The following is a 25244-nucleotide window of genomic DNA, read 5'->3' on the forward strand; positions in this document are numbered from 1 at the left end:
ATGGGACGCCTCGTGCCGGCCGTGACCCGGGCTCTCGACATACTGGAGCTCTTCCTCGACGGGGACGGCACGCTCTCCGCCCCCGACATCGTGCGCAGGCTCCAGCTGCCGCGCACCACCGTGCACGAGCTGGTCACCACGCTCGCCGCCCGCAAGTACATCGTCCCGGTCACCGGGCAGTCCGGACGGTACCGGCTCGGCGTGCGTCCGTACCAGCTCGGCGCCCGCTACGCCGAGCACCTCGACCTCGCCGCGGAGGGCCAGCAGGTCGCCCGGTCGGTCGCCGAGACCTGCGACGAGACGGTGCACGTGGCGATCCTGGAGGACACCGACGTCATCTACATCGCCAAGGTCGACTCCACCCACGCGGTGCGCATGGTGTCCGCGGCCGGCCGCCGGCTGCCCGCGCACTGCACGTCCGTCGGCAAGATGCTGCTGGCCTCCCTGCCCGAGCCGGAGGTCGCCGAGCGCTTCCCCGACGGCGCCGAGCTGACCGCGATGACCCCGAACAGCATCACCGACCCGGCCGCGCTGCGCGAGGCCCTGGCGGCGATCCGCGAGCGCGGTACGGCGGTGGAGAGCCGCGAGTCCAACCCGGACGTGTCCTGCGTGGCCGCCCCGGTCCGCGACCGCACCGGCCGGGTCGTCGCCGCGCTGTCGATCTCCGTGCCCATGATCCGCTGGAGCGAGGAGCGCCGCGCCGAACTGGAGCAGCTCGCCGGCAAGGGCGCCGCCGACCTCTCCGAGCGGCTCGGCCACCGGAGCGCGGCATGACGGCGACCGGCACGGCCTTCGAGGTTGCCGTCCACGAAGAGGCGTCCCTCGGCGAGGGCCCCACCTGGGACCCGGCCACGGGCCGCCTCCTGTGGCTCGACATCCTGAACTCCCGCGTCCACACCCACGACCCGGCCACCGGCCGGCGCACCGTGCGCCGCACCGACCAGCACGTGGGCGCCGTCAAACCCCGCGCGGGCGGCGGCCTGGTCCTCAACCTGCGGGACGGGATCGGCCTGCTCGACCCGGACGACACCTTCCGCTGGCTGCACCGCGAGCCCGTCCCCGGCCGCCGCGGCAACGACGCCGCCGTCGCCCCCGACGGCAGCCTGTGGGCGGGCACCATGCGCTACGACGAGGCGCGCGGCGGGGGCACGCTGACCCGGTACACCGGCGACGGCACCGCCGAGACCGTCCTCGACGACGTGACGGTGAGCAACGGCACCGGCTGGAGCCCCGACGGCACGCTGATGTACTACGCCGACACCCCGACCCGCCGTGTCGACGTCTTCGACGTCACCGCGGACGGCCGGGTCGCCGGCCGCCGCCCGCTGGCCGCGATCGAGGACGGCGCGGGCTTCCCCGACGGCCTGTGCGTCGACGCCGACGGCTGCGTGTGGGTCGCCCTGTGGGACGGCGGCGCGGTACGCCGCTACACCCCCTCCGGCGACCTGGACCGGGTGATCTCCCTCCCCGTCCCCCGGGTCACGGCCTGCGCCTTCGGCGGCCCGGACCTCGCCGACCTGTACCTCACCACGGCCCGGGTCGGCCTGCCGGACCCGCACCCGCTGGCGGGCTCCCTGCTGGTGGTGCCGGGCGCGGGACGGGGGGTGGCGCAGCCGGCGTTCGCGGGGTGACGTCCACCGCCGTCCGGCGACCGTCGCGAACGGCGGCGACCGGACGGCCTGCGCTCACGCCCCGGTGCGGTCCAGCCCGTCGAGCACCGCGCGCTCGCCCGGGGTCAGCGGCGGCCCGGTCAGCAGGGGGAGCGGCGGCCCGGCGAGCGCGGCCAGGACCGCCGACGGGTGGAACAGGCGGGTCGGCGGGGTGCGCATGCTGGTGACGTCCCAGAGCGCCGAGGCCGCCGCGAAGGAACCGGTGGCCGCCCTCGTCATGCGCCGCGTGTACGCCGTCGCCGCCCGGTCGGCGATCCCCGGCCGCCCGCCGCCGCGCGTCTGCGGGTAGAGGACGTCCTGCCCGACGGCCATGGCCCAGGCCGCGTCCACCGGGCGCGCCGCACCCCGCAGCACCCGCCGGGCCAGGCCGGGGGCGCCGAGCCCGTCGGCCCGGTCCAGCTCCCGGCCGAGGACGCGGGCGCCGAACGCGGCCACCGACATGCCCTGCCCGTAGGCCGGGTTGAAGGTGCCGAGCGCGTCGCCGAGGACCACCAGGCCCTCCGGCCAGTCGGGCACCTTGTCCAGGTAGTGCCGCACATTGCTGGTGGACCGGCTCAGGTGCACGTCGGTGAGCGGTTCGGCACCGGAGATCAGCCGGCCCACGATCGGGTCCGGCAGGCCGAGCGTGTACCGCAGGAAACCCTCGGGATCGGCCGGTGGTTCACCGCCGCGCGTGCCGCCGCAGCTGACCAGCCAGCGGTCGCCCTCGATCGGCATGACCATGGCGCTGCGGCCCGGCCGGGAGACGTACGGATCGGCGTGCACGACCGTCAGAGGGAACCGCTCCGCCCCGGCCGGTACCCGGTACACGCGCGAGGCGTTGACCAGCCCCGAGTCCACGGTCCGCGTCCGGACGCCGGACAGCCCGAGCCCGTCCAGCCAGGGGAGGATCCGGGTACCGCGTCCGCTCGCGTCGACGACCAGGTCGGCGTCCAGGTCCTCCTCGCCGCCGGGCCCCGACGCCCGCACGCCCCGCACCCGCCCCGCGGACCCGGTCAGGCCCACCACGGCCGCCCGGCGCACCTCGACGGCCGTCCCTTCGAGCACCGCGGCCCGTACCGTCCAGTCCACCAGTGCCCGGGTGCAGGTGAGCATGACGGGGCCCGCGCGCCGCCACCGCCGCAGCCAGCCCTCGGGGCTGCGGGCCAGCACGCCCGAGCTGAGGGACACCTCGTGCGCCCCGGCGGCGAGCAGCCGCTTGCGAAGGCCCGCGCCGGGCACGATCTCCTCCATCGCCGTCAGCCCGCCGGGCATCAGCAGGTGCGCGTGCCGGCCCTGGGGAAGACCCCGGCGCTGCCGGGGCCCGTCGGGCAGCTCGTCGCGGTCCAGTACGACGACCTCCGCCACGCCCGCGTCGGCCAGCGCGGCGGCGGCCAGCATTCCGGCCAGTCCGGCACCGACGACGACTGCTCTACGCGACATGGGGCTCCTCGGGTTCGGTCAGGGGTCCGGTCAGGGCGGACGGGTCCGGGCCGCCGGGTGCGGCGGCCCGGCCGGGCGGGAGGTGCAGTGCCTGCGACAGTTCCACCAGCCCGCTCGGGCCCGGTACCTCGGTGGCGTGCAGCCGGTAGGAGCCGGTGGCGTCCGGCGGTTCCTCGTGCGCGGTGGCCCGGCGCGCCGCGTCGGCGAGCATCGCCGCCTCCGCCGCCAGCCGCGCCTCGTGCGGGGAGCGGCCCGCGCGCAGAGCGGCGTCCCGCGCACTCTCGCGGACCCGGTGGTCGAAGTACGGCGCCAGGGTGAGCAGGGCGTCGTGGATGGAGACCTCGCGCCACTGGAGCCGGGCCCGGGGGAGCTGCCACCGGACGGACGGCTGCCGGGGAGCCGTGGACGCCGACTTCACCAGCGACCACAGCGGACCCAGCCGCCGGTAGTCGTCCAGCCCCCGCCAGTGGGCGAGGACGGAAGGCAGCAGCCTGGGCAGGGCGAACCCCACGGAACACACCAGCGCCGCCAGCGACGCCATCGGCGGGGCCACGTTGGTGGACAGGAAGTCGAGGTCGTGACCGGTCCACCGCGCCACCACGGCCGTGTACTTGGTGAACTGGAACCCCACCAGGTCCAGCAGCGCGCCCAGCAGGATGAGCCGCAGCCCGACCCGCAGCAGGCCGCCCACCTCACGGCTCCACTTGACGCAGACGGCACACATCACCAGCATCGCCGCGCTGTGCCCGAGCAGGTACAGCAGGATCATCTCCCGCATGAACGGGGTGCCCGCGTAGTACGTGTCGAGATCGGTCAGCCGCTCGGTGTCCGAGTCGGCGAGCAGGAACAGCGCGACGATGGCGGCCACCAGCAGGCCGTACGCCGCCATGCTGCGCAGCACCGCGCGCCGCACCACCGGCCGGGGGCCGCCCCGCCAGTTGATCAGCAGCACCAGCACCGCGCAGCTGTAGGCGGAGAGCATGCCGTAGGTCAGCGGGGCCCCGAAGTTGGTGACGCCGGTGAGTTCGTTGACGGTGCCGAGGGTGGCCGGGGCGGCGCACACGAAGACCAGGGCACCGAGGACGATGGCCACGCAGGTGGACAGGGCCAGCGGATTGCGGACGGCCGTCCGGGGGCGGCGGAACAGCAGCACCGAGGTCATGCCGAACACCACGGCCGCCAGGTAGACGACGAGACTCACGTCCGACCACTCCTTACGTGCGGAACCTGTGCGACCCGGCCGTGCCGGACGCCCGCGCGGCCGCCCGTGCCACCCGTGCCACCCGCGGTGACGCCGCCGGCCGTCACGCGGTGCCCGCCGTCGTCCTGCCGCTCGGGGCGGTGGACGCGGCCGGTACCCGCACCGCTCCGGCGAGCACGTCGGAGATCCGCGCGAGCGCCGCCGGGTCCGGCGACGGGGCCAGGGGGCGACCGGTGCCCGCGGCGGGCGGCAGCACCTTCCCGGGGTCGGCCTCGGTGCGCAGCGCGTCGACGATCACCGCGGCCCAGGCGCTCGCCCCGGCCAGTTCCGGATCGCCCGTCGCCGCCAGCGTGTCGGCGCGGGTCCGGTCGTACAGGTCCCGGTCGCAGTACGCGTCCAGGTGACCGAGCGCGTTGTGGATGCTCGTGCGGCGCCACATCAGGAGGGTGGCGGGCGAGGCGAACCGCGGGCGCGGCAGCCGCAGCGCCCGGCGCACGAGCAGGTCGTCCAGGGCCCGCTCCAACGGCGCCAGCCGGGCGTACGCGCGCGCCGCCCGCCGCCACTCGGCCACCCGCGGCGTCACCAGCGGCACCAGTACCCCGACGACCACCAGCAGCGCGCCGAGACCGGCGGCGGCCGGGGAGACCGTGGTGCCGAGCGCCGACCAGTCGCGCCCGGACCAGCGGGCGCCCACCGCGACGAGCTTGGTGGCGCTGTAACCGGCGCCGCACAGCGAACCGGCCCCGATCAGCGTCAGACCGGCCCGCAGCCCGCCGCGCACCTGCCGGGACCAGCGCAGCGCGGACACCGTCGTGACGGTCGCCGCGGACAGGTGCGCGACCAGATACAGCACGATCATCTGGGCGATGAACGGGGTCGTCGCGTAGTAGGTGTCCAGATCGGTGCGGCGCTCCACGGGCGCGTCGCCGAGCGCGAAGGTCAGCGCGATGCCGAGGACCACGACGGCGTAGGCGAGCGTCCACCGGCGGGCGGTACGGCGCACCCGGGGACCCCCGCGCCAGTGCACGACGAGGACCTGGGAGGCGGCGCAGTATCCGGTGATCGCCGCGTAGGTGACCGGTGCAGCGAGGTTCGGCACGCCGCTCAGCCGGTTGACGGCTCCGACCGTCGGCGGCGCCCCGAGCAGGAAGCAGAGCCCGGCCAGTCCCAGCACCGCGCAGATGGCCCGCAGATAAGGATCGTGCCGGTGCCGCAGCAGGTCGGGGGCCCGCACCGCGAGGCCGAGCCAGAGCGCGGTGCAGCTCAGATAGTTGATCAGGCTGTTCATCCGGTCGTCCCGCGGTAGTTGAGCGCGGCCCCGATGCGGGCGGCGAGGCTCTCCGGGCCGGCCGGACCGCCGCCCTCGGCGGCGAACACCGAGTCGGTCGAGGCGTCCAGCCAGGTGCGCAGCCGGCTGCCCATCAGCATGCCGAAGCGGTCCGCCTCCTGTTCCTCGGCCAGGGAGAAGTCGCTGCGCGCGGCCACCGCCCGGGACCGGCCGTCCGCCTCCGCGCCGCCCTCCGTCCGACGGCGGCTCATGTGCCACACCTCGTGGCACAGGATCACGATCTGGTGCCACACGGCCGCGCGTTCGTCGACCACCACGTCGTCGTGGCTCTCGCGTTCGAGCCACAGCCCACTCGCGGTGTGCGGCGGGAACGCCGCCCGGTGCACGACCACCTCACGTCCCCGCCACGCGCTGACGGAGGCGACGAGTGCCTCGAACAGCACCTCGGGATCGGCCGGCACGGCCACCTCGATGGGGTCGATGAGAGCGTCAGCGAGACGCCGCATCTCCTTCCTGGTACGCACCGCTGTCTCCTCGTTCCCCCGGCCGTCCTTCGGTCACCCCTGCAATATGCCAAGACGCGTGGCCTCCGGGCCAGTTCCCGGGGCCCTGTCGGTCGCGAGGTGGCCGAGACGGTGCCCTCCTGCGGCCTCCCGCCCCCTGTGAAGACCGGCCCGATCCTGCCCGAACCATTGACGGGCAAGCGCTTCCCACCTACGTTCCCGTTCGAAGTTACGAGCGACATCCGAAATATCGAACGACCGTCCTTGAATGTCGACAGATGGGGCAGGGCATGGGACGACCTGGCCTGAATCGCAGGCACTTTCTCGCCGCGGCCGGCGGCCTGACGGTCGCGGGCAGCTTCGGCTTCGCGGCGCTCGGCACCGGCGCCGACGCACTCGCCTCCAAAGCGGGCACCCGGGTCCGCTACTGGAACCTCTTCAGCGGCGGCGACGGATACAACATGATCGCGATGCTGGACTCCTTCCGCGCGGACCACCCCGGCATCGACGTGAAGGACTCCACCCTCCAGTGGGGCAGCCCCTTCTACACCAAGCTCGCCATGGCCGCCGCCGGCAACCGCGCGCCCGACCTCGGCGTCATGCACCTCGGCCGCGTCACCGGCTTCTCGCCCGGCCGCCTCCTCGACCCCTGGGACCCCGCGCTGCTCGCCAAGTACGGCGTGCGCGAACAGGACTTCAACCCGGAGCTGTGGAAGCGCGCCGTGATCGACGGCAGGCTCTACGCACTGCCGCTCGACATCCACGTCCAGCTCTGCTTCTACCGCAAGGACGTGCTGAGGAAGGCGGGCCTGCTCGGCGAGGACGGCCGGATCGTGCCGGTCGGCTCCACCGAAGAGTGGTTCGACGTGCTCAAGGAGGCCAGGAAGGCCACCGCGAAGGGCCTGCAGACCATCGGCCTGTGGCACAACGACCAGAACTTCCAGTGGTGGTTCTTCGTCGCCTTCTACACCCAGCTCGGCGGCACCTGGTTCAACGACGCGAAGACCGAGGTCACCTTCGACACCGACAAGGCCGCCCAGGTCCTGGAGTTCCTGCGCAAGCACGTCGCCGACGGATACGCCAACCCCTCCTTCGGAGGCGGCGCCGGTGCCGAACAGTTCGTCAACGGCTCCCCCTTCGCCTGGGAGGGCAACTGGTCCGTGCCGGTCTTCGACGCGGCGAAGCTCGACTACGGCGCCACCCCGCTGCCGCCCGTCTTCGGCAGGCGCGCCACCCACGCCGAGTCCCACTCCTTCGTCCTGCCGCACCAGGCCGACCGCGGCGGCGCCACCAACGAGGGCGCGCACCGGCTCGCCGCCTACGTCGTCAAGCACGCCCGGCAGTGGGCGGCCGGCGGACACATCCCGGCCTACACGCCGACCCTGTCCACGGCCGCCTACCAGAAGCTCCAACCGCAGAACGAGTACGTCTCGGCCATGGACCACCAGGCCACCGAGCCCAAGGTGTGGTTCGCCGGGTCCACCGGCATCCTCGCCCAGCGGGTCGGCCCGGCCGTGGTCTCCTCGACGACGGGCTCCTCGAAGCCCGAGGCCGCCGCCCGCCGGATGAAGGGCACGCTCACCGAACTGCTCGCCATGAAGAACCCCATGGACGGCCGCACCGCCGCACAGGGAGGTGCCGCCGCATGAGCGCCACCAGTGCCGAGACGATCGTCCGCCCGGCGCGGGCGAGGACCGCCGCCGACAGCGCCACCGTCCGCCGCAGGCAGGGCTTCCAGCACGGCGGCTGGTTCGTGGCCCCGTTCCTCGCGCTCTTCGCGCTCTTCGTGATCTGGCCGCTGCTGCGCGGCCTCTACCTCAGCTTCACCGACGCCAACATCTCCGGCGACAGCGCGAACTTCATCGGCCTCGACAACTACCGCGAGGCCCTGAAGGACCCCCTGATGTGGGACGCGCTCGGCCACAGCGCGTACTTCACGCTGCTCGTGGTGCCCTGCATCACCGTCCTCGCCCTCCTCCTCGCGATGCTGGCCCACCACATCGAGCGCGGCAAGTGGCTGTGGCGGCTCTGCTTCTTCCTGCCGTTCCTGCTGCCATCCACCGTCGCCGCGAACCTGTGGCAGTGGCTGTTCAACCCCGGCACCGGCATGGTCAACCACGTCTTCGGCCTCGAAACACCCTGGCTGACCGACAAGTCGTACGCGATGCTCGCGGTCGTCATCACCACCCTGTGGTGGACCGTCGGCTTCAGCTTCCTGCTCTACCTCGCCGCGCTCCAGGGCATCCCCGCCCACCTCTACGAGGCCGCCAAACTGGACGGCGCGAACGCCTGGCACCGCATCCTGCACATCACGCTGCCGATGCTGCGCAACATCACCGGCCTCGTCCTCGCCCTGCAGATCCTCGCCTCCCTCCAGGTCTTCGACCAGGCCGTCGTCATGCAGGACTTCGGACCCGGGCCGGAGGGCTCGACCCGCACCTTCGTGCAGTACACGCTCGAACAGGGCTTCACCAGCTACCGCGTGGGCTACGCCTCCGCGATCTCCATCATCTTCTTCGTGATCGTCGCGGCCGTCGCCCTCGCCCGGATGTGGCTGCTGCGCAACCGTGAGGAGGGCGGCCGATGACCACCGCCGCACCGCCGGTCCGCACCCGCCCCCGCCCCCGCCGGAGCTGGACCCCCGGCCAGATCGTGCTCACGCTCCTCGCCGCCGCCGTCTCCGCGGTGTTCCTCGCCCCGCTCGCCTGGGCCCTGTTCACCTCGCTCAAGTCGGAGACCGAGGCGGTCGAGGTGCCCACGCACTGGCTGCCGCACGACTGGACCGGGCAGGCCTGGAAGGCCCTCTTCGAGACCGGCAACATCACCGACTGGTTCGTCAACTCGCTGGTCGTGTCGGTGTGCGTGACGACGGTCGTGCTGCTGGTCGCGGCGCTCGCCGGATACGGCTTCGCCCGCACCGAGTTCCGGGGCAAGGGCGTCCTGATGGGCGTGGTGATGGCGGGCCTCATGGTCTCCCCGGCCGTGCTCGGCGTCCCGCTGTTCACCACCGTCCAGCAGATGGGCATGGTCGACACCTACTGGGGCATGATCCTGCCGCAGTGCGCGCCCGCCGCGATGGTCTACATCCTCTACAAGTTCTTCCAGGGCATCCCGCGCGAGCTGGAGGAGGCTGCCTTCATCGACGGCGCGGGCCGCTGGCGCGTCTTCTTCACGATCATCGTGCCGCTGTCGCGCCCCTCGCTCGCGGCGGTCGGCATCTTCACCTTCATCAGCTCCTGGAACAACTTCCTGTGGCCCTACATGGTCACCAACAACCCCGACCTGATGACCATGCCGAACGGCATCGCGACCGTGATGAACTCCTACGGCATCCAGTGGGCCCAGCTCATGGCCGGCGGCCTGATGGCCGGCCTGCCGCTGATCGTCGTCTTCGTCTTCTTCCAACGCCAGATCGTGGCGGGCGTCGCCCACACGGGCCTGGCCGGCCAGTAGCCCCCTCACCCCGTCCCGAAAGGAAAAGATGCGCCCCGCCCGCTTCACCCTCGACCCCGCCTTCACCGTCGGCGCCGTCAACCCCCGTCTCTTCGGCTCCTTCGTCGAGCACCTCGGACGCTGCGTGTACACCGGCGTCTTCGAGCCCGGCCACCCCACCGCGGACGCCGACGGCCTGCGCCAGGACGTGCTGGAGCTGGTCCGGGAACTCGGCGTCACCGCCGTCCGCTACCCCGGCGGCAACTTCGTCTCCGGCTACAAGTGGGAGGACTCGGTCGGCCCGGTGGCGGACCGCCCGCGCCGCCTCGACCTCGCCTGGCGCTCCACCGAGACCAACCGCTTCGGCCTCTCCGAGTACATCGCCTTCCTGAAGAAGATCGGCCCGCAGGCCGAGCCCATGATGGCGGTCAACCTCGGCACCCGCGGCGTCGCCGAGGCGCTGGAACTCCAGGAGTACGCCAACCACCCCTCCGGCACGGCCCTGTCCGACCTGCGCGCCGAGCACGGCGACAAGGACCCCTTCGGCATCCGGCTCTGGTGCCTGGGCAACGAGATGGACGGCCCCTGGCAGACCGGCCACAAGACCGCCGAGGAGTACGGCCGCCTCGCCGCCGAGACCGCCCGCGCCATGCGCCAGATCGACCCGGACGTCGAACTGGTCGCGTGCGGGTCGTCCGGGCAGTCGATGGAGACCTTCGCCGAGTGGGAGGCGACGGTCCTGAAGGAGACCTACGACCTGGTCGACCACATCTCGCTGCACGCCTACTACGAGCCGCACGACGGGGACGTCGACTCCTTCCTCGCCTCCGCCGTGGACATGGAGTCGTTCATCGAGAACGTCGTCGCCACCTGCGACCACGTCGGCGCCCGCCTCAAGTCGAAGAAGAGGATCAACCTCTCCTTCGACGAGTGGAACGTCTGGTACATGTCCAGGACGCAGGCCGAGGTCGGCGCCCTGGACTGGCCCGAGGCGCCCCGCCTGCTGGAGGACAACTACAGCGTCCTGGACGCGGTCGTCTTCGGCTCGCTCCTGATCGCCCTGCTGCGGCACGCCGACCGCGTCACCGTGGCCTGCCTCGCGCAGCTCGTCAACGTCATCGCGCCGATCATGACCGAGCCGGGCGGCCCGACCTGGCGCCAGACGACGTTCTTTCCCTTCTCCCAGGCCTCGAAGTACGGCCGCGGCGAGGTGCTCGACGTCCGGGTGGACTCACCCACGTACGAGACGGGCAAGTACGGCGAGGCCGACCTGCTGCACGCCACCGCCGTGCGCGCCGAGGACGGCTCGGTGACCGTCTTCGCCGTGAACCGCTCGCGCACCGGCGCCCTCCCGCTGGAGGTCGCCCTGAGCGGCCTGGCGCTGACCGAGGTCGTCGAGCACAGCGCCCTCGCGGACGCCGATCCCGACGCCCGCAACACCCTCGCCGAGCCCGACCGCGTGGTCCCGCACGCGGTCGACGGCACCGCCCTGCGGGACGGCCGGCTCACCGCAGCCCTGGAACCGCTGTCCTGGAACGTGATCCGGCTGCGCTGACAAGGACCCGGACCCGGACCCGGGTCAGCCGCGGCGCCGGCCGGGGGAGGGGACGGGCTTCACCGGCACTCCTCCGGCCGCGCCGCCCAGCGGCTCCAGGCGCACCGAGCCCGGTCCCGACGGCGCGCCGCCGCCGGACAGGACCGCGAGGGCCAGGGTGTTGGCGGCGGCACGGGTGCGCAGGATGCCGTTCGGCAGGACGAAGGTGTGCGGGGCGCCCGTGCGGCCGCCCCCGTACGCGCCCAGGTTCCAGCCGTTCAGGAACACCTGGACGCGGTGGGCACCGGTGCCGCCCCCCGGGGTTCCGTCCAGGCGCAGCCCCACCGAGGCGTCGACCTCCGGCGGGACGTCCAGGCGGAACGTGGTCCGGTACCAGGTCACGCCCTGGCGCCGGTCCCCGCCGGGCAGCGCCGCCGGGGATACCCGCTCCCACTCGCCGTCGTCGTACCCGGGCAGGTGCCAGCCGTGGCGCTCCCCGTACAGCCCGCCGTTGTTGAGCGGCCCGCGCACCGGGTCGGGGGCGGCCGCGCCCATGATCCGCCAGCGCACCTCGGGCGAGGCGCCCTCGAAAGCGGCCGACGTCAGCCCGCGGGCCTCCCGGTACGCGTCCTGACCGTGCTGTGTGCGCCGGACCAGGACCGACAGGACGGAGGCGTCGTCCCCTTCGCCGGCGCGCAGGTCCGCCGGCAGCCCGAAGTCGGCCGTGCCGGCCCACGTGCCCTTCCCGTCGCCCGCCCCGCCCGGCTGGTGGCTGCCCAGCGGCACCCCGTCCAGCCAGGCCATCAGCAGGCCGTCCGCGCCCGTGCGGTACGAGAGGGACACCCGCTCCAGCCCCGTGGCGCCGGTGAGGCGGGCGCGGTACCAGACGTCGCCGTAGTGGAAGCCGTAGTCGTCGGCGAAGAGCACCGGCCGGCCGTCGGGGACCGGGGTCGTGCCGTGCGTCGTGCGCCGGTCGGCGACCGTCCACCCCTCGTCGCCGTAGTCGGGCCGGGACTCGAAGTTCTCCGTGCGCCGGCGCCAGCCGTCCAGCGCGGGCAGCGCCAGGTCGGGCACGCCCGGCAGCGGCCACACGGCCATCAGGCTCAGGGCGCGGCCCAGGCCCGACTGCACCGCCTCGCCGTTCCAGGTGACGTCGGTGATGCCGTGCGGCGCCCACACCTCCAGCTCGCGCTCGGCGACCGTGTCACCGGTCAGCCGGATCGTCGCACCGTCCAGGGCCGCCTCGCGCAGCAGCTCCGGTCCGCGCACCAGGACCCGGCCCGACGGGGTCTCGTACGGCCACAGCCGCAGCGAGGCCGCGTCGTCGGCGACGATCAGCAGCAGGGTGCGGTCGGTGTCGCCGCTGCGCACCCGTACCCGGGTCAGCCGGTCCTCCTGGAGCGGCACCGTCACGTGCAGCTGCCCGCGGTCGAAGGCCCAGGCCGCCTCCTCGTCCAGCCGGGTCGGCCACGGCTCGTCCGGACAGTCCAGGACCAGGTGCGCCATCTCGCCGGCCCGCCCCACGAACGCGGCGATGTCCAGCCGCCCGACGCTCATGGCCAGCATGGGCTGCACGGTGGCGTACGCCAGCTTGCGCCCCGAGCCCAGGCGCAGACCGGTGGCGAAGAGCTTGGCGTCCCGGGCGGGCACGGTGACCTCGACGTCGGCCCCGCCCATGGCGAGGGTCGTGGTGACGTCGGCGGCGGAGTCGTTGCTCAGGACGTAGGCGTGCGCCCCGGTGTCCGGGTCGGCCAGATGCCCCACCCGGACCCGGGCGTCGGTGGCCCGGACCGCCGCCGCCTCGGTCATCCTGGTGAAGTCCGGTACGTGGCGCAGCAGCTGACCGAGCTGGTGGAGCGGCGCGAGCCGGTCCGTCGGCCGCCGTGCCTCGTCGATCGCCGCGGTGGGGTCGTAGGTCGGCGAGGGCGCCGAGGGCGCGGACAGCCAGCCCCACGAGGTGCCGCCGAACGCCATGCCGACGTCGTGCAGGGGGTTCCCCCGCGCCAGGCGGTCGAAGTGGACCCGCCGTGCCTCGGCGGCGTCCCGGACCTGCCCCGGCTCCGGACGGGCGAGCGGCGTGTCCCCGTGCAGCAGGGGTACGTCGATGCCGTCGGCGCGCATCCTCGTGCGCAGGAGGTCCAAGTCGGCCCGCCCGGGGGCGTCGGCCCGGTAGAGCAGCACCGTGCCGGTGCCCCGGGTGAACAGGTGCCGGGCGGCGACGGCGTTGACCCGGCCCAGCCACTCCTCGGCGTGGCGCCGGTACGCCGGGTCGGTGCTCCCGGCCCGGCCCCCGACGGTGGTCAGCCAGCCGGGCAGGCCCCCGGCGTCCACGTCGGCGCCGATGTACGGGCCGGGGTGCAGGACGACGTACAGACCGCACTCGGCGGCCGTGCGCAGGAACAGGTCGAGGTCGCGGACGCCGGTGAAGTCGTACGCGCCGGGGGCGGGGGAGTGCTGGTTCCAGGCGAGGCGGATGCCGACCGCGTTGTGGCCGTAGGCCCGCATCTTCTGGAGCACGTCGCGCCACAGGGACGGGCTCGGCAGCCGGAAGGGGTGCAGCTCGCCGGACCACAGGGCCAGCGGCCTGCCGTCCACCAGCAGCGAGCGCCGGTCCAGCGCGACCCGGTGGCGCGCGCCGTCGGCGCCGGGCGGGCCGGGCGGCGGCCCGGCGGGCGCGGGGCCCGGGGCGCCGGAGGCGGACAGCGCCGTGCTGCCGCCCAGCGCGAGACCGAGGACGGTGGTGCCCGCGAGGGCGCTGAACGCTCGTCTGCCGAGCCTGCTGGGCCTGCTGAGCTCCAAGGGAGCCTCTCCTGTAGCGCGCGTGTCTCCGGCCCCGCCGCCTGCGCGGGACCGCCTGTGCCGGGCCATTGTCCCAGCGGACGCCACAATGGTCGGCATGAGGATCTCGGCGCGTGCGGACTACGCGGTACGGGCGGTACTGGAACTGGCCGTCCGGCAGGACGGTTCCCCGGTCAAGGCGGAGGACGTGGCCGCCGTCCAGGACATTCCGCACAAGTTTCTGGAGGGGATCCTCGGGGACCTCAGGCGCGGCGGCGTCGTGGAGAGCCGGCGCGGCGGGGGCGGCGGGTACCGGCTGGCGCGCGGGGCGTCGCAGATCACGGTGGCGGACGTGATCCGGGCGGTGGACGGCCCGATCGTCTCGGTGCGCGGGGAGCGGCCGACGGAGCTGGTGTACACGGGCACGGCGGGGCCCCTGCTGCCGCTGTGGGTGGCGCTGCGTGCCAATGTGCGCAGGATCCTGGAGGGCGTGACGATCGCGGACCTCGCGGCGGACGCGCTGCCGGACCCGGTGCGGGACCTGGCGGCGGAACCGGCGGCGTGGGAGAACCCGTAGGCCGGCGCAACCGCCCGGAGTCCTGACCGGGCCGCCGCGGGCCCCTTCAGGGCGTCACCCCGCGGCGGGCGCACCGTCCGGCCGGCACAGCAGCGGCTTGTCCAGCTCGGCGCAGGGGCGGTGGCCCTTGGAGCGGACGATGTCCTTGCCCACCTCGTCGGCGAGGTAGCGCAGGAAGCCCGCCGCGATCGAGTCGGCCGGCGGTTCGCCGTAGGTGTAGGCGATCTCCGTCTGCCAGTACGGGTACGCCCCCTGGTCGGCGCCCTCCAGGGTGGCCGGGTAGCCGTCGATGCGGATCTGCCGGACGTCGTCGTGCGCGGCGGCGGCGCCGACCTCGCTGTGTCCCAGGGCCCCCGGGGTCGAGGCCACCGTGTCCAGCAGCGTCCCGGTGCCGCCCACCTCGCAGCGGCCCGGCCGGTCGCGGTCGAGCCCCGCGCAGTCGGGCGTGGTGACCGCCGGGAGGGGGCGGCCGTCGAGGACCTGCTGTTCGAGCGTGGTCCGGGTGCCCGAGCCGGGGTTCCGGCTGACCAGGTGGATGGGGACGTCGTTGCCGCCCACCTGGCTCCAGTTGGTGACGGGCCCGGCGTAGATGTCCCGTACCTGCTTCAGGGACAGGTCCTCGACCCCCGCCTCCTTGTGCACGACCAGGGTGAACAGGGACAGCGCCACGGGCCTCGGCAGCAGTCGCGGGCGGCCGTCGGACTTCGGTCCGTCGCTGAACGTCAGTCTGTCGCCGAGGCCCCGGCCGTCCGGGAGCCGGGCGGCCGCACCGGCGGTGGCGAGGCTGTCCAGCCCGTCGACGCTGCCCTTGAAGGAGGTGGCGGTGAGCGGGATGCGGGCGTCCGGGCAGGTCCGCTCGTACTGCTCAGCGGCCTCCCGCAGCACCGGCGCGAAGGCCGTGGAGCCCGACAGGTGCAGGGTCCCGGCCGCGCAGTCCAGCGGCGCGGCCGCGTCCTCGCCCCCGGCCAGGGTGAACGCCGACTGGGTGGCGCTGACCAGGATCAGCGAGGCGAGCAGCCAGCGGACCTGGCGCGAGGCGAAGGGGTAGTACGCGGTCTTCCTGATGTTCCCGCCGCGCACCCCGCCGACGATCCCGGCCGTGACCTCCGGCTCCGGGAACTCGGGCTCGGTGAAGCCCTCCTCGCGGTCCAGGACCGCCAGGACCTTGTAGTGCGCCCGGCGGTTGAGGATCACCTTCGGCAGCTTGACCTCCCCGCCGGTGGTCTCGAAGCCCTCGGCCCCCGGCACGAAGAAGGTGGGCGGCACCTGGGGGCTGCGCTCGGTGACGGTCATGCCGACGACGCGGCGGCCGGGGAAGGCGATGCGTATGCCCACCGGGTCGCTGGCGGGAGCGACGTAGTCGGCGGCGACGACGGGGCTCCAGCCGGCGTTCTCGATCCGCAGCAGGACGACCGAGGGGTCGCGCAGGGTCGTACCGTCCCACTGCATGCGCTGCAGCACCGTGGTGTCGGGCCCCGAGGCGGCCGAGTCCCGGATCGTGGTGTCCAGCTGGACGCGGTAGCCGAGCCGTTTGCGGCCCGCCAGCACGAACTCCCACAGTGCGGCCGCCACGGGCACGGCCAGACCCAGGACGGCGGCCAAGGACCCCCAGGACAGACTCACGTCCGGCTCCCCCTCAGGACGGTGACACGGGAGGCCATGGTGGCGGGGGAGCGGCGGGAGGGGGCGCGACTCCGGTGACTCCACGGTTCGAATTCACGCGCCGGCCACCTTCGACACCCGCTGTTTTCCGGACATCAACCGCCGCCGGTGCTCCGGGCATTGACGCGCAAGCGCTTCGATTCTAGGTTCCGTCACGGCGTCACGTCCGACATCACGAATATTGTTCGAGATATCGACCAACAGGAGCCCCCCATGCGTCGCAGACGAGCCGCACTCCTCGCCCTCCCCACCGCCGCCCTGCTCGCCCTCGTCCCCTCCACGGCGTCGGCCTACCCGAACCCCGGCCGGGTCACCGGCTCCGTCGTCACCCACGACCCGACCATGATCCGCACCTCGTCCGGGCAGTACCGGCTCTACGCCACCGGCGGCGGCATCAGCAGCAAGGCGTCCTCGGACCGCACCGCCTTCTCCGCGGGCGCCGACGCCTTCGGCTCGCGGCCCGGCTGGTGGTCGCGGTACTCGTCCGTCCCGGAGGCCTGGGCGCCGGACATCTCGTACCACGGCGGCAAGTACCTCATGTACTACTCCGTCTCGTCCTTCGGCTCCAACACCTCCGCCATCGGCCTCGCGGGCTCCACCACCGCAGCGCCGGGCAGCTGGAGCGACTACGGCATCGTCTACACCTCGGACTCCGCCAGCGACTACAACGCCATCGACCCGAACCTCTTCGTCGACGACGACGGCAAGTGGTGGCTGTCCTTCGGCAGTTGGTGGACCGGCATCAAGATGATCCGGATCGACCCGGCCACCGGCAAGCAGCTCGCCTCCGACACCGCCCGCCGCTCGCTCGCCTCCCGCCCGACCGGCACCAAGGCCGTCGAGGCCCCGTACGTCGTCAAGCGGAACGGCTACTACTACCTCTTCGCCTCCTACGACACCTGCTGCGCCGGTACCAGCTCCACCTACAAGGTGAAGGTCGGCCGGGCGACCAGCGTCACCGGGCCCTACCGGGACCGCAGCGGCGTCGCGATGACGGCGGGCGGCGGGACCCCGGTGCTGGAGTCGCACGGCAGCGTCATCGGCCCCGGCGGGCAGTCGATCACGAACGACGTGGACGGCGACCTGATCGTCTACCACTACTACGACGGCGACGACAACGGCACGCCCAAGCTCGGCATCAACCTCCTGGACTGGAGCAGCGGCTGGCCCGTGGCGTACTGAGCCGCCAGCCGGTGCGGACGCGCGCACCGGCCCCCGGTCGTCACTCCGGGTCGTCGTGGCCGCGCAGGTGCAGCGAGCGGAGGGCCACCTCGATGGCGAAGCGGTGGTCGGGGTCGGCGAGCCGGTCGCCCAGGTAGGTGTCCAGCGTCCGCAGGCGGTAGCGGACGGTCTGCGCGTGCACGCCCAGCAGCTCGCCGACCTGCTCCGCGGGCGCCCGGGTGGACACGTGCACGCGCAGCGTCTCCACCAGCCGGTCGCGCCGCCTGGCCGGCAACTCGTCGAGCGGGGCCAGTTCACGGGCCGCGACCCGGTCGACCAGGGCGGAGTCGGACAGCAGCCACAGGGTCGTCAGGTGATCCTCGCAGCGGATCAGCGGGGCGTCGGGTATGACATCGTCGTCAACGAGCTGCAGCACGCGGCGGGCCCAGCGGACGGAGTCGGCGGCCTGGCCGACCGGCACGGTCAGGCCCACCGCGGCGCGGGTGCCGGCCAGGGCCGTGCGGATCATGTCGAGGCGGGCGGGGGTGAGGTCCCCGGGCACCAGCAGGTGCGGCTGCGGTATGTCGAGGTCGGCGAGGACGTCCCGGTCGAGCGCCGCCTGGATGTGCTCCGGCGCCGGAGGGTGCAGCGCGACCAGGAAGCAGGAGCGGGGCAGCTCCCAGGCGGCGGCCTTGCACAGTTCGGAGACGGCCGTGCGGGGCAGCGGCGAGGAGGCGAGCAGGAAGTGCAGTAACTGTCTTCGTAACGCGGACTCCTCGGAGGCGGCCCGCTCCCGGACCTCCGCGTATCCCTCGCGGGTGATCGCCTCCAGCTCCTCGACGTAGGCGAAGAGGGCGTCGGCGAAGGCGAGGATCAGCGAGGGGGAGAGGCTGTACTGCCGGCCCAGCGTCTTGGCCCGGCGCAGCGCGATACGGGCGCCGAGCCGGTAGGCCCCTTGCAGGACCTCCAGGTCGCGGCCCTCGTAGGCCTCCACCCGGCCGAACCTGCGCAGCAGTTCGTCCCGCAGCTCCGAACTGCTGGAGGGATCGGCCACCCGGTCCACGAAGGCGGTCAGCGCCTGCTCGACGCCCTGGCGGATCGCGTCCCCGTCCGGGCCGTTGAGCAGCCTGCCGTACACCGGATAGCTGCGGGTGACCTCGGTGCGTATCTCGTTCAGCAGCCCCGGGAGCAGCGGACGCATGAAGGCCGCGAACTTCTTGGGGAGGGGGTCGAGCGGTTCACCGAGCACCGAAGGACGCGCGATTGAGGGCATGAGTGATCCCTTGCCGTCGACATGTCCGGTGGGGTGGGCCGACCGGGCCCCGCCCTCGGCGGGCGGAGCCTGGACCGGTCCACTGGGCGTTCACCGGTCTGGCAGAGCTGAAGGTAAATCAACTTTGTTGTGTTGTACATCTCTTGGGGAGGAATCGTGTCCCGGTTGTGTGTGCCTTTGGCTGTTACTCGACGGCGGAGTGCCAGTTCTCGGCCAGCACCTTGCCGGCGTCGGGGACGACGGTGCCGGGTGCGTTGAGTCCGGTGAGGTGGGTCCGGGTGTCGTTCAGGGTGACGCTGTTGTTCCCGGAGGCGGAGGGCAGCCCCGTCTTCGCGTTCACCGCGAGGTTGATCAGACCGACGTTCAGGCCGCAGCCGGTGGCGCCGGGCACCGCGAAGGTGCTGTCGTTCTGGGTGGCGCCGGTGAGGTTGATCCGGCTCATCTCGCCGGCCGCGTCCGCGGTGCCGTCGCCCTGGAAGAAGGTCATGCCGAACTCGGGGTAGTCGCGGTTCTCCGGGCGCAGCACGATCGGGTTCGCGGCCGTCCCGATGTAGCAGTTGTCGCCGAGCAGCGGGTTCTCCAGGTGGATGCGGACCGGCAGGGCGACGATGGGCAGGTCGGTGAGGACGCCCGCGGTCTGGTCGAAGGCGTAGGGCGTGCCGGCCGACTCCATGGTCGCGGTGATCTTGTTGAGGCTGGAGTTCTCCAGCGACTCGCAGATGCCCGTGATGACGAATATGTCGCTCGGGCACATCAGACCGAGCAGTCCGCCGGGCACGGTGGCCGGCTCGGCGACCAGCGCGCCGGAGGCGGGGGCGACCACCCTGCTGGTGCCGTCCGCGTTCTGGACGACGCCCATCTGCAGGTTGGTTCTGCCGGTTGTCACGGTGGTGTCGCCCAGCTTGATGGTGCCGCTCGCCGAGCTGGACACCACGCACTGCGGGGTCTTCTCGAAGCCGTCGGCGTTCAGCATCGCGGGGGCGTCCACGGGGCAGCGGGTGAAGGGGGCCCACTCGCCGTTCAGCGCGGGGTCGGCGGCGGTCGCCGTGCCCAGCGAGGCGAAGGCGCCGAGCGCGGTGAGCGCGGACACGGTGGCGAGCCGGGTGCGGGTGGAGATCGGGCGCATGGTGGTGACCTTCCGTGGAGGTGGGAGATGGGGGATCAACGCTCGGCCACGGGGATCTCGTAGGGCTGGAGGTCCTCGGTGCACTGGCCTTCGTTCTCGGGGCTCGGGAAGACGGGGGCGGCGATCGCGCACGTCTGGCCCTGGACCTGCTTGATCTGGTTGCCGGGACCCGAGACGGAGGCGGTGAGCAGGCGGTCGAGGTCCTCGCCGTCGGTGCCGCAGCCGGTGAAGGCGGGGATGGTCGTCTCGCCGGACAGCACGCCGCCGCTCAGGAGCAGGTAACCGGTGGCCGGCAGGCCGATGATCTGCTCGCCCCGGCCGTAGAGCACCAGGTGGTCGCCGGGGAAGTTCGCGGGGTCCGGGTCCTCGGAGGTGAGGGACGTCTCGGTCCGGCACCCGGAACCGACGTCCAGGGGCGTCCCGTTGACCTCCAGGTCCAGTACGTGCAGGACCAGCGGGGCCCGGACGTAGGTGTCCGTGATCGTGGTGAAGTCGGACAGGCGCATCTTCATGCGCGAGTCGATCCGCATGGTTCCCGTCTGCTCCAGCACCATGGTGGCCTTCACCGGGGCGAAGTCGAAGGACAGGAACGTCGCTTCGAAGGGCGGGGTCTGCTTGCGCTCCCGGTAGTGGAAGTTCGCGTACGACAGGGTGTCGAAGATCAGGTACTCCGGATCCGGCGGACCCGGCACGGGCAGCCCCTGCTCGATCAGCACGCAGGACGGCGGGAGGTACGCGGCGCCCTTCATCTTCTTCACGTTGGCGTAGCCGGTGACATAGGCGTTGAGCGACACGTCCGTGGGCGGGTGCTGCTCGTCGTAGCGGCAGGGCGGGACGTCGTCGCGGTCCGCGGCGGCGCCGGGGGTGTTCTCCAGCACCTCGGGCGAGCGCTCGGACTGCCGCTCCGGCCGCCGGTCCCCCGCTCCGTCCGGCTGTCCGCCGTCCGGCGCCCCGGAGGACTCGGCCGGTCCCGACGAGGACGGCGAACCGCTCGGTGCCTGCTCGCCCGCGCCGACCGGTACGGTGGCCAGCAGCCCCTGCTCCGGCGCGTCCTCGGCGAGGGCGCAGTCGACGGTCAGCGAGCCGGGGTCCGCGGTGGCCGGGTCCGCCGCCTTGAGCGCCAGGTCGATCGAGAGGGCGCCCGCGGAGAACGTCAGGTCGCCGTCGCTGCGGCCGGCCACCGAGGGGACGTCGCCCCGTGTCACCAGCGTCAGCGGACCCGACCCGGGCAGCGCGACGGGCTCGGCGCCGCCCCGCCAGGTCGCCGCGGCCGTGGCCTTGTTCTGGGCGACGCCGACGGCGAGCCGGGTGGCCGCCCGTACCTCGGCCGCGTCGCGCGCCGTGAGGTCCGCGACCGCCTCCGCCGGGAGCTCCACGGTGGTGGTGACGTCGGACGGCGTGAACGCCTCGCCGGCCTCGGCCCGCTCCGGGAAGTCGGCCGAGACCCGGACCGTCGCGGACAGCTGCCCCGAGGGGAGGGTGCAGACGTAGGGGAGTTCGGCCTCGACCTCCTGGGTGCCGGAGGCGGTGGCCGTGGTCGGGACCAGGGCGGCGAGCACGACGAACGCGGCGATCGACGTGGTGCGGGCACGGACCCGGGACGGCCGCGGGGCGGCGGCTGGCGTGGCTTTCATGCGACTCCGCTCGGATGGCTCGGGACAGGGCGCCGGTCTGCTCGGGCGCGCGGCACGGGGCCCGCGAACGCCCGGCCGGGGGGCCGGCCGGGCGTTCGGGGCTGGACGGCGGCCTACGGGTTGGAGCCGACGATGGTGGGGATGGCGCCGGTGCTCGCCACCGTGACGGCGTAGTTGCCCTTGAAGGTGGGCTTGGTGGCGGTCGTGACGATCGCCCCGCAGTTGACGGGGTTGCTGACCGCCAGTTCACCGGAGGTGCTGTTGATCGCCAGGACGCCGGTGGAGTTGGTGTACGTGCCGGAGGCCTGGCCCGTCACCGTGAACTTGCAGGCACCGGCGGTGACGTTGGCCTCGACGTTGCCGACATAGCCCTTGGTGACACCGGTGGAGGCGTCGTAGTCCACCGCGACGACGTCCCACGGGGTGACCGACGTGGTGGTGACGTTGCCCAGGACGCTGGTGCACGGCGAGCCGGACGCACCGAAGTTCATGGTGGTGATGTCGGCGACGTCCCCGGGGTTGCCGGTGGTGCTCGCCATCGTCCCGGCCGCGGTCGAGGTCGTGCACGTCATGGGGATGGTGGCGGTGAGCACGATGTTGCCGACGTTCACGGCCTTGAAGGCGGCCGGCGAGGGGTTGACCGTCCACACCGTGGAGGGCGCCGCCGAGGAGGGGGCGGCGGCGAGGCCGAGCGCCGACGCGGCCGCACACACCACGAGGGCCGACCTTCTCATGTTCTTCTTCATGACTCGGACTCTCCTTGAGGGTTGACCGGATTGGGCCGTGACGTTACTCGTCGGAAACATAGCCGAACAATGCGGCCGTCCATGATTCTTTGAAAAGTGGAACAAGCTGTTTCCGGGGTGAGTGAAACGCGATTCGGCTTAGTCATCCGATGCCAAGGCCGAGGCGTTCGGCTCGCGGTGGTCCTGCTCCGTCACCGTCCCACGCGAGGGGGTTCCGATACTCACCCGATGACAAGTAGCCGGCGGGTTCTTGTGCCTTCCCTGACAGGTTCCGGATGGCCGAAGTCGGTATCCCGGAAAACTCCGGACCCGGTGTTGCCCGCCGAGGTTACTCGGCCGTAACGTGCCGGTGCGGTGCTCGGTTCCAGGTCGGTGGCCCCCGTCGGCCGGAGCCATGGCGGACGCGTTCTGGCCCACCCTCCATCGGGCCGGGGGGTCCGCCGGCGGGGTCCCGCGGGATCCACACCCCCCGGAACCGCGAGACCCTGCCCTGTCTCCCCGGAGACAAGTGCGGGGCGGCGAGGTTGTCAGCGCGGTGACAAGTTCCGCGGGGGTGCCGAAGATCCGTGCCGCACCCGTTGTCAGTGCGCTTCGGGCCGACTTAACGTGCGGGCCCGCAGCGCGTATCCGATTGGCGTCCGCTGGAGGTGATATGGGAATCGAAGTAGTGGTCGAGGGCCTGACCAAGTCCTTCGGTAAGCAGAGCATCTGGCGGGACGTGTCACTCACTCTTCCGGCGGGAGAGGTCAGCGTGATGCTGGGCCCGTCCGGAACCGGTAAGACCGTTTTCCTGAAGTCGCTCATCGGGCTGCTCAAACCCGAGCAGGGCCGTGTCCTCATCAACGGGGTGGACATGGTGAACAGTCCGGAAAGGGACATCTACGAGACCCGGAAACTGTTCGGTCTCATGTTCCAGGACGGCGCCCTCTTCGGGTCCATGTCCCTTTTCGACAACATCGCCTTCCCGCTGCGCGAACACACCCGCAAGAAGGAGTCCGAGATCCGCCGCATCGTCATGGAGCGGATCGAGGTGGTCGGGCTGCTGGGCGCGGAGGGAAAGCTTCCGGGAGAGATCAGCGGAGGCATGCGCAAGCGGGCGGGGCTGGCCCGCGCGCTCGTCCTCGACCCGCAGATCATCCTGTGCGACGAACCGGACTCCGGTCTCGACCCGGTCCGCACCGCCTACATCTCCCAGCTGCTGATCGACCTGAACGCGCAGCTCGACGCGACGATGCTGATCGTCACCCACAACCTCGACATCGCGGCCACCGTGCCGGACAACATGGGGATGCTCTTCCTGCGCCAACTCGTCACCTTCGGCCCGCGCGAGGTGCTGCTCACCAGTGACGAGCCGGTCGTGGCCCAGTTCCTGGGCGGCCGGCGCGAGGGACCCATCGGGATGTCCGAGGAGAAGGACGCGGCCACCCTCGCCGCCGAGGCGGACGCCGCCCCCGCGGCCCCCGCCGCGCCCCGGGTGATCGTCCCGCAGCTGGAGCCGTCGCCCGGCCTGCCGCCGAGGCAGGCCGTGGCCCGCCGGCGCAAGCGTGTCATGGGCATGATCGACTCGTTGCCGTCGGCCGCGCGGTCCGCCATCCGGGACACCTACGCCAAGAGTTCCGAGGCGGCCACCCTGCCGATGCCCACCGCCGGGAGCGGCGCGTGATCACCGGCGCGCTGCGGCAGACCGGGCGGCTCTTCGCGCTCGCGGCGGAAGTCGTCCGGGCCGTGTTCCGAAGACCCTTCCAGTTCCGCGAGTTCGTCGAGCAGTTCTGGTTCGTCGCCAGCGTGACCATCCTGCCCGCCGCCCTGGTCTCGATCCCCTTCGGAGCCGTCATTGCGCTCCAGGTCGGCTCCCTGACCGAGCAGCTCGGCGCCCAGTCGTTCACCGGCGGCGCCAGCGTCCTCGCCGTCGTCCAGCAGGCCAGCCCGCTCATCGTCGCGCTGCTCATCGCGGGCGCCGGCGGCTCGGCGATCTGCGCCGACCTCGGCTCCCGCAAGATCCGCGAGGAACTGGACGCCATGGAGGTCATGGGCGTCTCCCCGGTGCAGCGGCTGGTCGTGCCCCGGGTGCTGGCCGCGATGGGCGTCGCGGTCCTGCTCAACGGCCTGGTCTCGGTCGTCGGTATCCTCGGCGGCTACTTCTTCAACGTCATCATGCAGGGCGGCACCCCCGGCGCGTACCTCTCCAGCTTCTCCGCCCTCGCCCAGCTGCCCGACCTCTACATCAGCGAACTCAAGGCGCTGGTCTTCGGGTTCATCGCGGGCATCGTCGCCGCCTACCGGGGCCTCAACCCGCGCGGCGGCCCCAAGGGCGTCGGCGACGCCGTCAACCAGTCCGTCGTCATCACCTTCCTGCTGCTCTTCTTCGTCAACATGGTGATGACGGCCATCTACCTCCAGATCGTCCCGCCGAAGGGAGGCTGAGGTCCGATGGCCTCCCCGCTCGTCTGGCTCGACCGCTCCGGCGACCAACTGCTCTTCTACGTCCGGGCCCTGCTGTGGGTCCCGCGGACCCTGCGCCGCTACCTCAAGGAGGTGCAGCGCCTCCTCGCGGAGGTGGCCTTCGGCTCCGGCGGCCTCGGCGTCATCGGCGGCACCATCGGCGTGATGATCGCGATGACCCTCTTCACCGGGACCGTCGTCGGAATCCAGGGCTACGCGGCCCTCGACCAGATCGGCACGGCCGCGTTCACCGGATTCGTCTCCGCCTACTTCAACACCCGCGAGATCGCACCCCTCGTCGCCGGACTCGCCCTCTCCGCGACCGTCGGGGCCGGCTTCACCGCACAGCTCGGCGCGATGCGCATCAACGAGGAGGTCGACGCGCTGGAGGGCATGGGCATCCGCTCCATGCCCTACCTCGTCACCACCCGCATCATCGCCGGCGTCGTCGCCATCATCCCGCTCTACGCGATCGGGCTGCTCTCCTCCTTCCTCGCCTCCCGCTACGTGACCGTCCTGTTCAACGGGCAGTCCCGGGGCACCTACGACCACTACTTCAACCTCTTCCTCTCCCCGACGGACGTGCTGCTCTCCGTCCTGAAGGTGCTGATCTTCAGCGTGATGGTGATCGTCGCCCACTGCTACTACGGCTACCGCGCCTCCGGCGGCCCGGCCGGTGTCGGCGTCGCCGTCGGCCGCTCCGTGCGCAACGCCATCGTGCTGATCAGCGTCACCGACTTCTTCCTGTCGCTGGCCCTGTGGGGCGCGACCACGACCGTGAAGGTGGCGGGGTGA

At 72.6% G+C, this 25244-nt stretch carries 20 protein-coding genes and 1 pseudogene; 11 read left to right on the forward strand and 10 right to left on the reverse strand.

Features of this window, described 5'->3' with window-relative positions:
- Together ACH4D3_RS08690 and ACH4D3_RS08695 are read left to right on the forward strand one after the other, a co-directional pair.
- Window positions 1-774, forward strand: a complete 774-nt coding sequence (locus tag ACH4D3_RS08690; protein ID WP_398318152.1) for an IclR family transcriptional regulator — start codon at window positions 1-3, stop codon at window positions 772-774.
- Window positions 771-1631: an SMP-30/gluconolactonase/LRE family protein gene (locus tag ACH4D3_RS08695; protein ID WP_398318155.1), complete on the forward strand. Its 861-nt coding sequence runs from the start codon at window positions 771-773 to the stop codon at window positions 1629-1631. The genes ACH4D3_RS08690 and ACH4D3_RS08695 overlap by 4 nt, the downstream gene beginning before the upstream one ends.
- A 54-nt stretch (window positions 1632-1685) precedes the next feature.
- Here the strand turns inward: ACH4D3_RS08695 and ACH4D3_RS08700 are convergent, their stop codons facing one another.
- The 4 genes from ACH4D3_RS08700 to ACH4D3_RS08715 all read right to left on the reverse strand — a co-directional run bounded on the left by ACH4D3_RS08700 (window position 1686) and on the right by ACH4D3_RS08715 (window position 6105).
- Complete coding sequence (locus ACH4D3_RS08700) at window positions 1686-3092, reverse strand: FAD-dependent monooxygenase (protein WP_398318157.1); 1407 nt, start codon at window positions 3090-3092, stop codon at window positions 1686-1688.
- Window positions 3082-4293, reverse strand: a complete 1212-nt coding sequence (locus ACH4D3_RS08705) for an MAB_1171c family putative transporter (RefSeq protein ID WP_398318160.1) — start codon at window positions 4291-4293, stop codon at window positions 3082-3084. Before ACH4D3_RS08705 ends, ACH4D3_RS08700 begins: the two co-directional genes overlap by 11 nt.
- A 103-nt stretch (window positions 4294-4396) precedes the next feature.
- Window positions 4397-5581, reverse strand: coding sequence for an MAB_1171c family putative transporter (locus ACH4D3_RS08710; protein WP_398318163.1), 1185 nt, complete (start codon window positions 5579-5581; stop codon window positions 4397-4399).
- On the reverse strand, window positions 5578-6105 hold the full coding sequence (locus ACH4D3_RS08715) for a toxin (protein WP_398318166.1): 528 nt from the start codon (window positions 6103-6105) through the stop codon (window positions 5578-5580). The genes ACH4D3_RS08710 and ACH4D3_RS08715 overlap by 4 nt, the downstream gene beginning before the upstream one ends.
- A 269-nt stretch (window positions 6106-6374) precedes the next feature.
- Here ACH4D3_RS08715 and ACH4D3_RS08720 point away from each other — a divergent pair, with 269 nt between their 5' ends.
- The 4 genes from ACH4D3_RS08720 to ACH4D3_RS08735 are packed head-to-tail and all read left to right on the forward strand — an operon-like array spanning window position 6375 to window position 11071.
- The gene (locus ACH4D3_RS08720; RefSeq protein WP_398318169.1) at window positions 6375-7733 is read left to right on the forward strand and encodes an extracellular solute-binding protein; all 1359 of its coding nucleotides are present in this window, start codon (window positions 6375-6377) and stop codon (window positions 7731-7733) included.
- Window positions 7730-8671: a carbohydrate ABC transporter permease gene (locus ACH4D3_RS08725; RefSeq protein ID WP_398318172.1), complete on the forward strand. Its 942-nt coding sequence runs from the start codon at window positions 7730-7732 to the stop codon at window positions 8669-8671. The genes ACH4D3_RS08720 and ACH4D3_RS08725 overlap by 4 nt, the downstream gene beginning before the upstream one ends.
- Entirely contained in the window at window positions 8668-9537 is an 870-nt protein-coding gene (locus ACH4D3_RS08730; protein WP_398318175.1) for a carbohydrate ABC transporter permease, read from the forward strand. The genes ACH4D3_RS08725 and ACH4D3_RS08730 overlap by 4 nt, the downstream gene beginning before the upstream one ends.
- 28 nt (window positions 9538-9565) lie before the next feature.
- Window positions 9566-11071 (forward strand): alpha-N-arabinofuranosidase, encoded by a 1506-nt coding sequence (locus ACH4D3_RS08735; RefSeq protein ID WP_398318178.1) that lies wholly within the window; start codon window positions 9566-9568, stop codon window positions 11069-11071.
- 24 nt (window positions 11072-11095) lie between these two features.
- On the opposite strand, the gene ACH4D3_RS08740 is transcribed toward ACH4D3_RS08735, so the two are convergent.
- A complete protein-coding gene (locus tag ACH4D3_RS08740; protein WP_398318181.1) occupies window positions 11096-13849 on the reverse strand; it encodes a beta-galactosidase in 2754 nt (917 codons plus the stop codon).
- A 97-nt stretch (window positions 13850-13946) separates the two neighbouring features.
- On the opposite strand from ACH4D3_RS08740, the gene ACH4D3_RS08745 reads away from it, so the two are divergent.
- Window positions 13947-14405, forward strand: a complete 459-nt coding sequence (locus ACH4D3_RS08745; RefSeq protein WP_398318184.1) for an RrF2 family transcriptional regulator — start codon at window positions 13947-13949, stop codon at window positions 14403-14405.
- 54 nt (window positions 14406-14459) lie between these two features.
- Here ACH4D3_RS08745 and ACH4D3_RS08750 read toward each other — a convergent pair whose 3' ends face one another.
- Window positions 14460-16028 carry a substrate-binding domain-containing protein gene (locus ACH4D3_RS08750; RefSeq protein ID WP_398318187.1) on the reverse strand — a complete coding sequence of 523 codons (1569 nt, stop codon included), beginning with the start codon at window positions 16026-16028 and terminating at the stop codon, window positions 14460-14462.
- Window positions 16029-16280: 252 nt separating this feature from the next.
- Between ACH4D3_RS08750 and ACH4D3_RS08755 the strand changes: the two genes are divergently transcribed.
- Window positions 16281-17249, forward strand: a complete 969-nt coding sequence (locus tag ACH4D3_RS08755) for an arabinan endo-1,5-alpha-L-arabinosidase (RefSeq protein WP_398318190.1) — start codon at window positions 16281-16283, stop codon at window positions 17247-17249.
- Window positions 17250-17289: 40 nt separating this feature from the next.
- On the opposite strand, the gene ACH4D3_RS08760 is transcribed toward ACH4D3_RS08755, so the two are convergent.
- The 4 genes from ACH4D3_RS08760 to ACH4D3_RS08775 all read right to left on the reverse strand — a co-directional run bounded on the left by ACH4D3_RS08760 (window position 17290) and on the right by ACH4D3_RS08775 (window position 22007).
- Window positions 17290-18501, reverse strand: a complete 1212-nt coding sequence (locus ACH4D3_RS08760) for a helix-turn-helix domain-containing protein (RefSeq protein ID WP_398318193.1) — start codon at window positions 18499-18501, stop codon at window positions 17290-17292.
- A gap of 184 nt (window positions 18502-18685) precedes the next feature.
- A complete protein-coding gene (locus ACH4D3_RS08765) occupies window positions 18686-19627 on the reverse strand; it encodes a hypothetical protein (RefSeq protein WP_398318196.1) in 942 nt (313 codons plus the stop codon).
- 35 nt (window positions 19628-19662) lie between these two features.
- Entirely contained in the window at window positions 19663-21261 is a 1599-nt protein-coding gene (locus ACH4D3_RS08770) for a DUF6801 domain-containing protein (RefSeq protein ID WP_398318199.1), read from the reverse strand.
- A 113-nt stretch (window positions 21262-21374) separates the two neighbouring features.
- Complete coding sequence (locus ACH4D3_RS08775; RefSeq protein ID WP_398318201.1) at window positions 21375-22007, reverse strand: hypothetical protein; 633 nt, start codon at window positions 22005-22007, stop codon at window positions 21375-21377.
- A 652-nt stretch (window positions 22008-22659) separates the two neighbouring features.
- Between ACH4D3_RS08775 and ACH4D3_RS08780 the strand changes: the two genes are divergently transcribed.
- The 3 genes and pseudogenes from ACH4D3_RS08780 to ACH4D3_RS08790 all read left to right on the forward strand — a co-directional run bounded on the left by ACH4D3_RS08780 (window position 22660) and on the right by ACH4D3_RS08790 (window position 25244).
- Window positions 22660-23670 (forward strand): ABC transporter ATP-binding protein, encoded by a 1011-nt coding sequence (locus tag ACH4D3_RS08780; RefSeq protein ID WP_398318204.1) that lies wholly within the window; start codon window positions 22660-22662, stop codon window positions 23668-23670.
- 8 nt (window positions 23671-23678) lie between these two features.
- A pseudogene (locus ACH4D3_RS08785) lies at window positions 23679-24431 on the forward strand (MlaE family ABC transporter permease); the annotation flags it as partial.
- 6 nt (window positions 24432-24437) lie between these two features.
- On the forward strand, window positions 24438-25244 hold the full coding sequence (locus ACH4D3_RS08790) for an ABC transporter permease (RefSeq protein ID WP_115741938.1): 807 nt from the start codon (window positions 24438-24440) through the stop codon (window positions 25242-25244).

Origin of the sequence: Streptomyces sp. NPDC018026, assembly GCF_044327745.1 — a bacterium.
Taxonomy (GTDB): Bacteria; Actinomycetota; Actinomycetes; order Streptomycetales; family Streptomycetaceae; genus Streptomyces; species Streptomyces rubrogriseus.

Excerpts from the sequence above, each read along its gene's own strand:
- ACH4D3_RS08690 (WP_398318152.1), top strand. The coding sequence starts at position 1 with ATGGGACGCCTCGTGCCGGCCGTGACCCGGGCTCTCGACATACTGGAG.
- ACH4D3_RS08695 (WP_398318155.1), top strand. The coding sequence starts at position 771 with ATGACGGCGACCGGCACGGCCTTCGAGGTTGCCGTCCACGAAGAGGCG.
- ACH4D3_RS08700 (WP_398318157.1), bottom strand. The coding sequence starts at position 3,092 with ATGTCGCGTAGAGCAGTCGTCGTCGGTGCCGGACTGGCCGGAATGCTG.
- ACH4D3_RS08710 (WP_398318163.1), bottom strand. The coding sequence starts at position 5,581 with ATGAACAGCCTGATCAACTATCTGAGCTGCACCGCGCTCTGGCTCGGC.
- ACH4D3_RS08720 (WP_398318169.1), top strand. The coding sequence starts at position 6,375 with ATGGGACGACCTGGCCTGAATCGCAGGCACTTTCTCGCCGCGGCCGGC.
- ACH4D3_RS08725 (WP_398318172.1), top strand. The coding sequence starts at position 7,730 with ATGAGCGCCACCAGTGCCGAGACGATCGTCCGCCCGGCGCGGGCGAGG.
- ACH4D3_RS08730 (WP_398318175.1), top strand. The coding sequence starts at position 8,668 with ATGACCACCGCCGCACCGCCGGTCCGCACCCGCCCCCGCCCCCGCCGG.
- ACH4D3_RS08735 (WP_398318178.1), top strand. The coding sequence starts at position 9,566 with ATGCGCCCCGCCCGCTTCACCCTCGACCCCGCCTTCACCGTCGGCGCC.
- ACH4D3_RS08745 (WP_398318184.1), top strand. The coding sequence starts at position 13,947 with ATGAGGATCTCGGCGCGTGCGGACTACGCGGTACGGGCGGTACTGGAA.
- ACH4D3_RS08755 (WP_398318190.1), top strand. The coding sequence starts at position 16,281 with ATGCGTCGCAGACGAGCCGCACTCCTCGCCCTCCCCACCGCCGCCCTG.
- ACH4D3_RS08760 (WP_398318193.1), bottom strand. The coding sequence starts at position 18,501 with ATGCCCTCAATCGCGCGTCCTTCGGTGCTCGGTGAACCGCTCGACCCC.
- ACH4D3_RS08765 (WP_398318196.1), bottom strand. The coding sequence starts at position 19,627 with ATGCGCCCGATCTCCACCCGCACCCGGCTCGCCACCGTGTCCGCGCTC.
- ACH4D3_RS08770 (WP_398318199.1), bottom strand. The coding sequence starts at position 21,261 with ATGAAAGCCACGCCAGCCGCCGCCCCGCGGCCGTCCCGGGTCCGTGCC.
- ACH4D3_RS08775 (WP_398318201.1), bottom strand. The coding sequence starts at position 22,007 with ATGAAGAAGAACATGAGAAGGTCGGCCCTCGTGGTGTGTGCGGCCGCG.
- ACH4D3_RS08780 (WP_398318204.1), top strand. The coding sequence starts at position 22,660 with ATGGGAATCGAAGTAGTGGTCGAGGGCCTGACCAAGTCCTTCGGTAAG.
- ACH4D3_RS08790 (WP_115741938.1), top strand. The coding sequence starts at position 24,438 with ATGGCCTCCCCGCTCGTCTGGCTCGACCGCTCCGGCGACCAACTGCTC.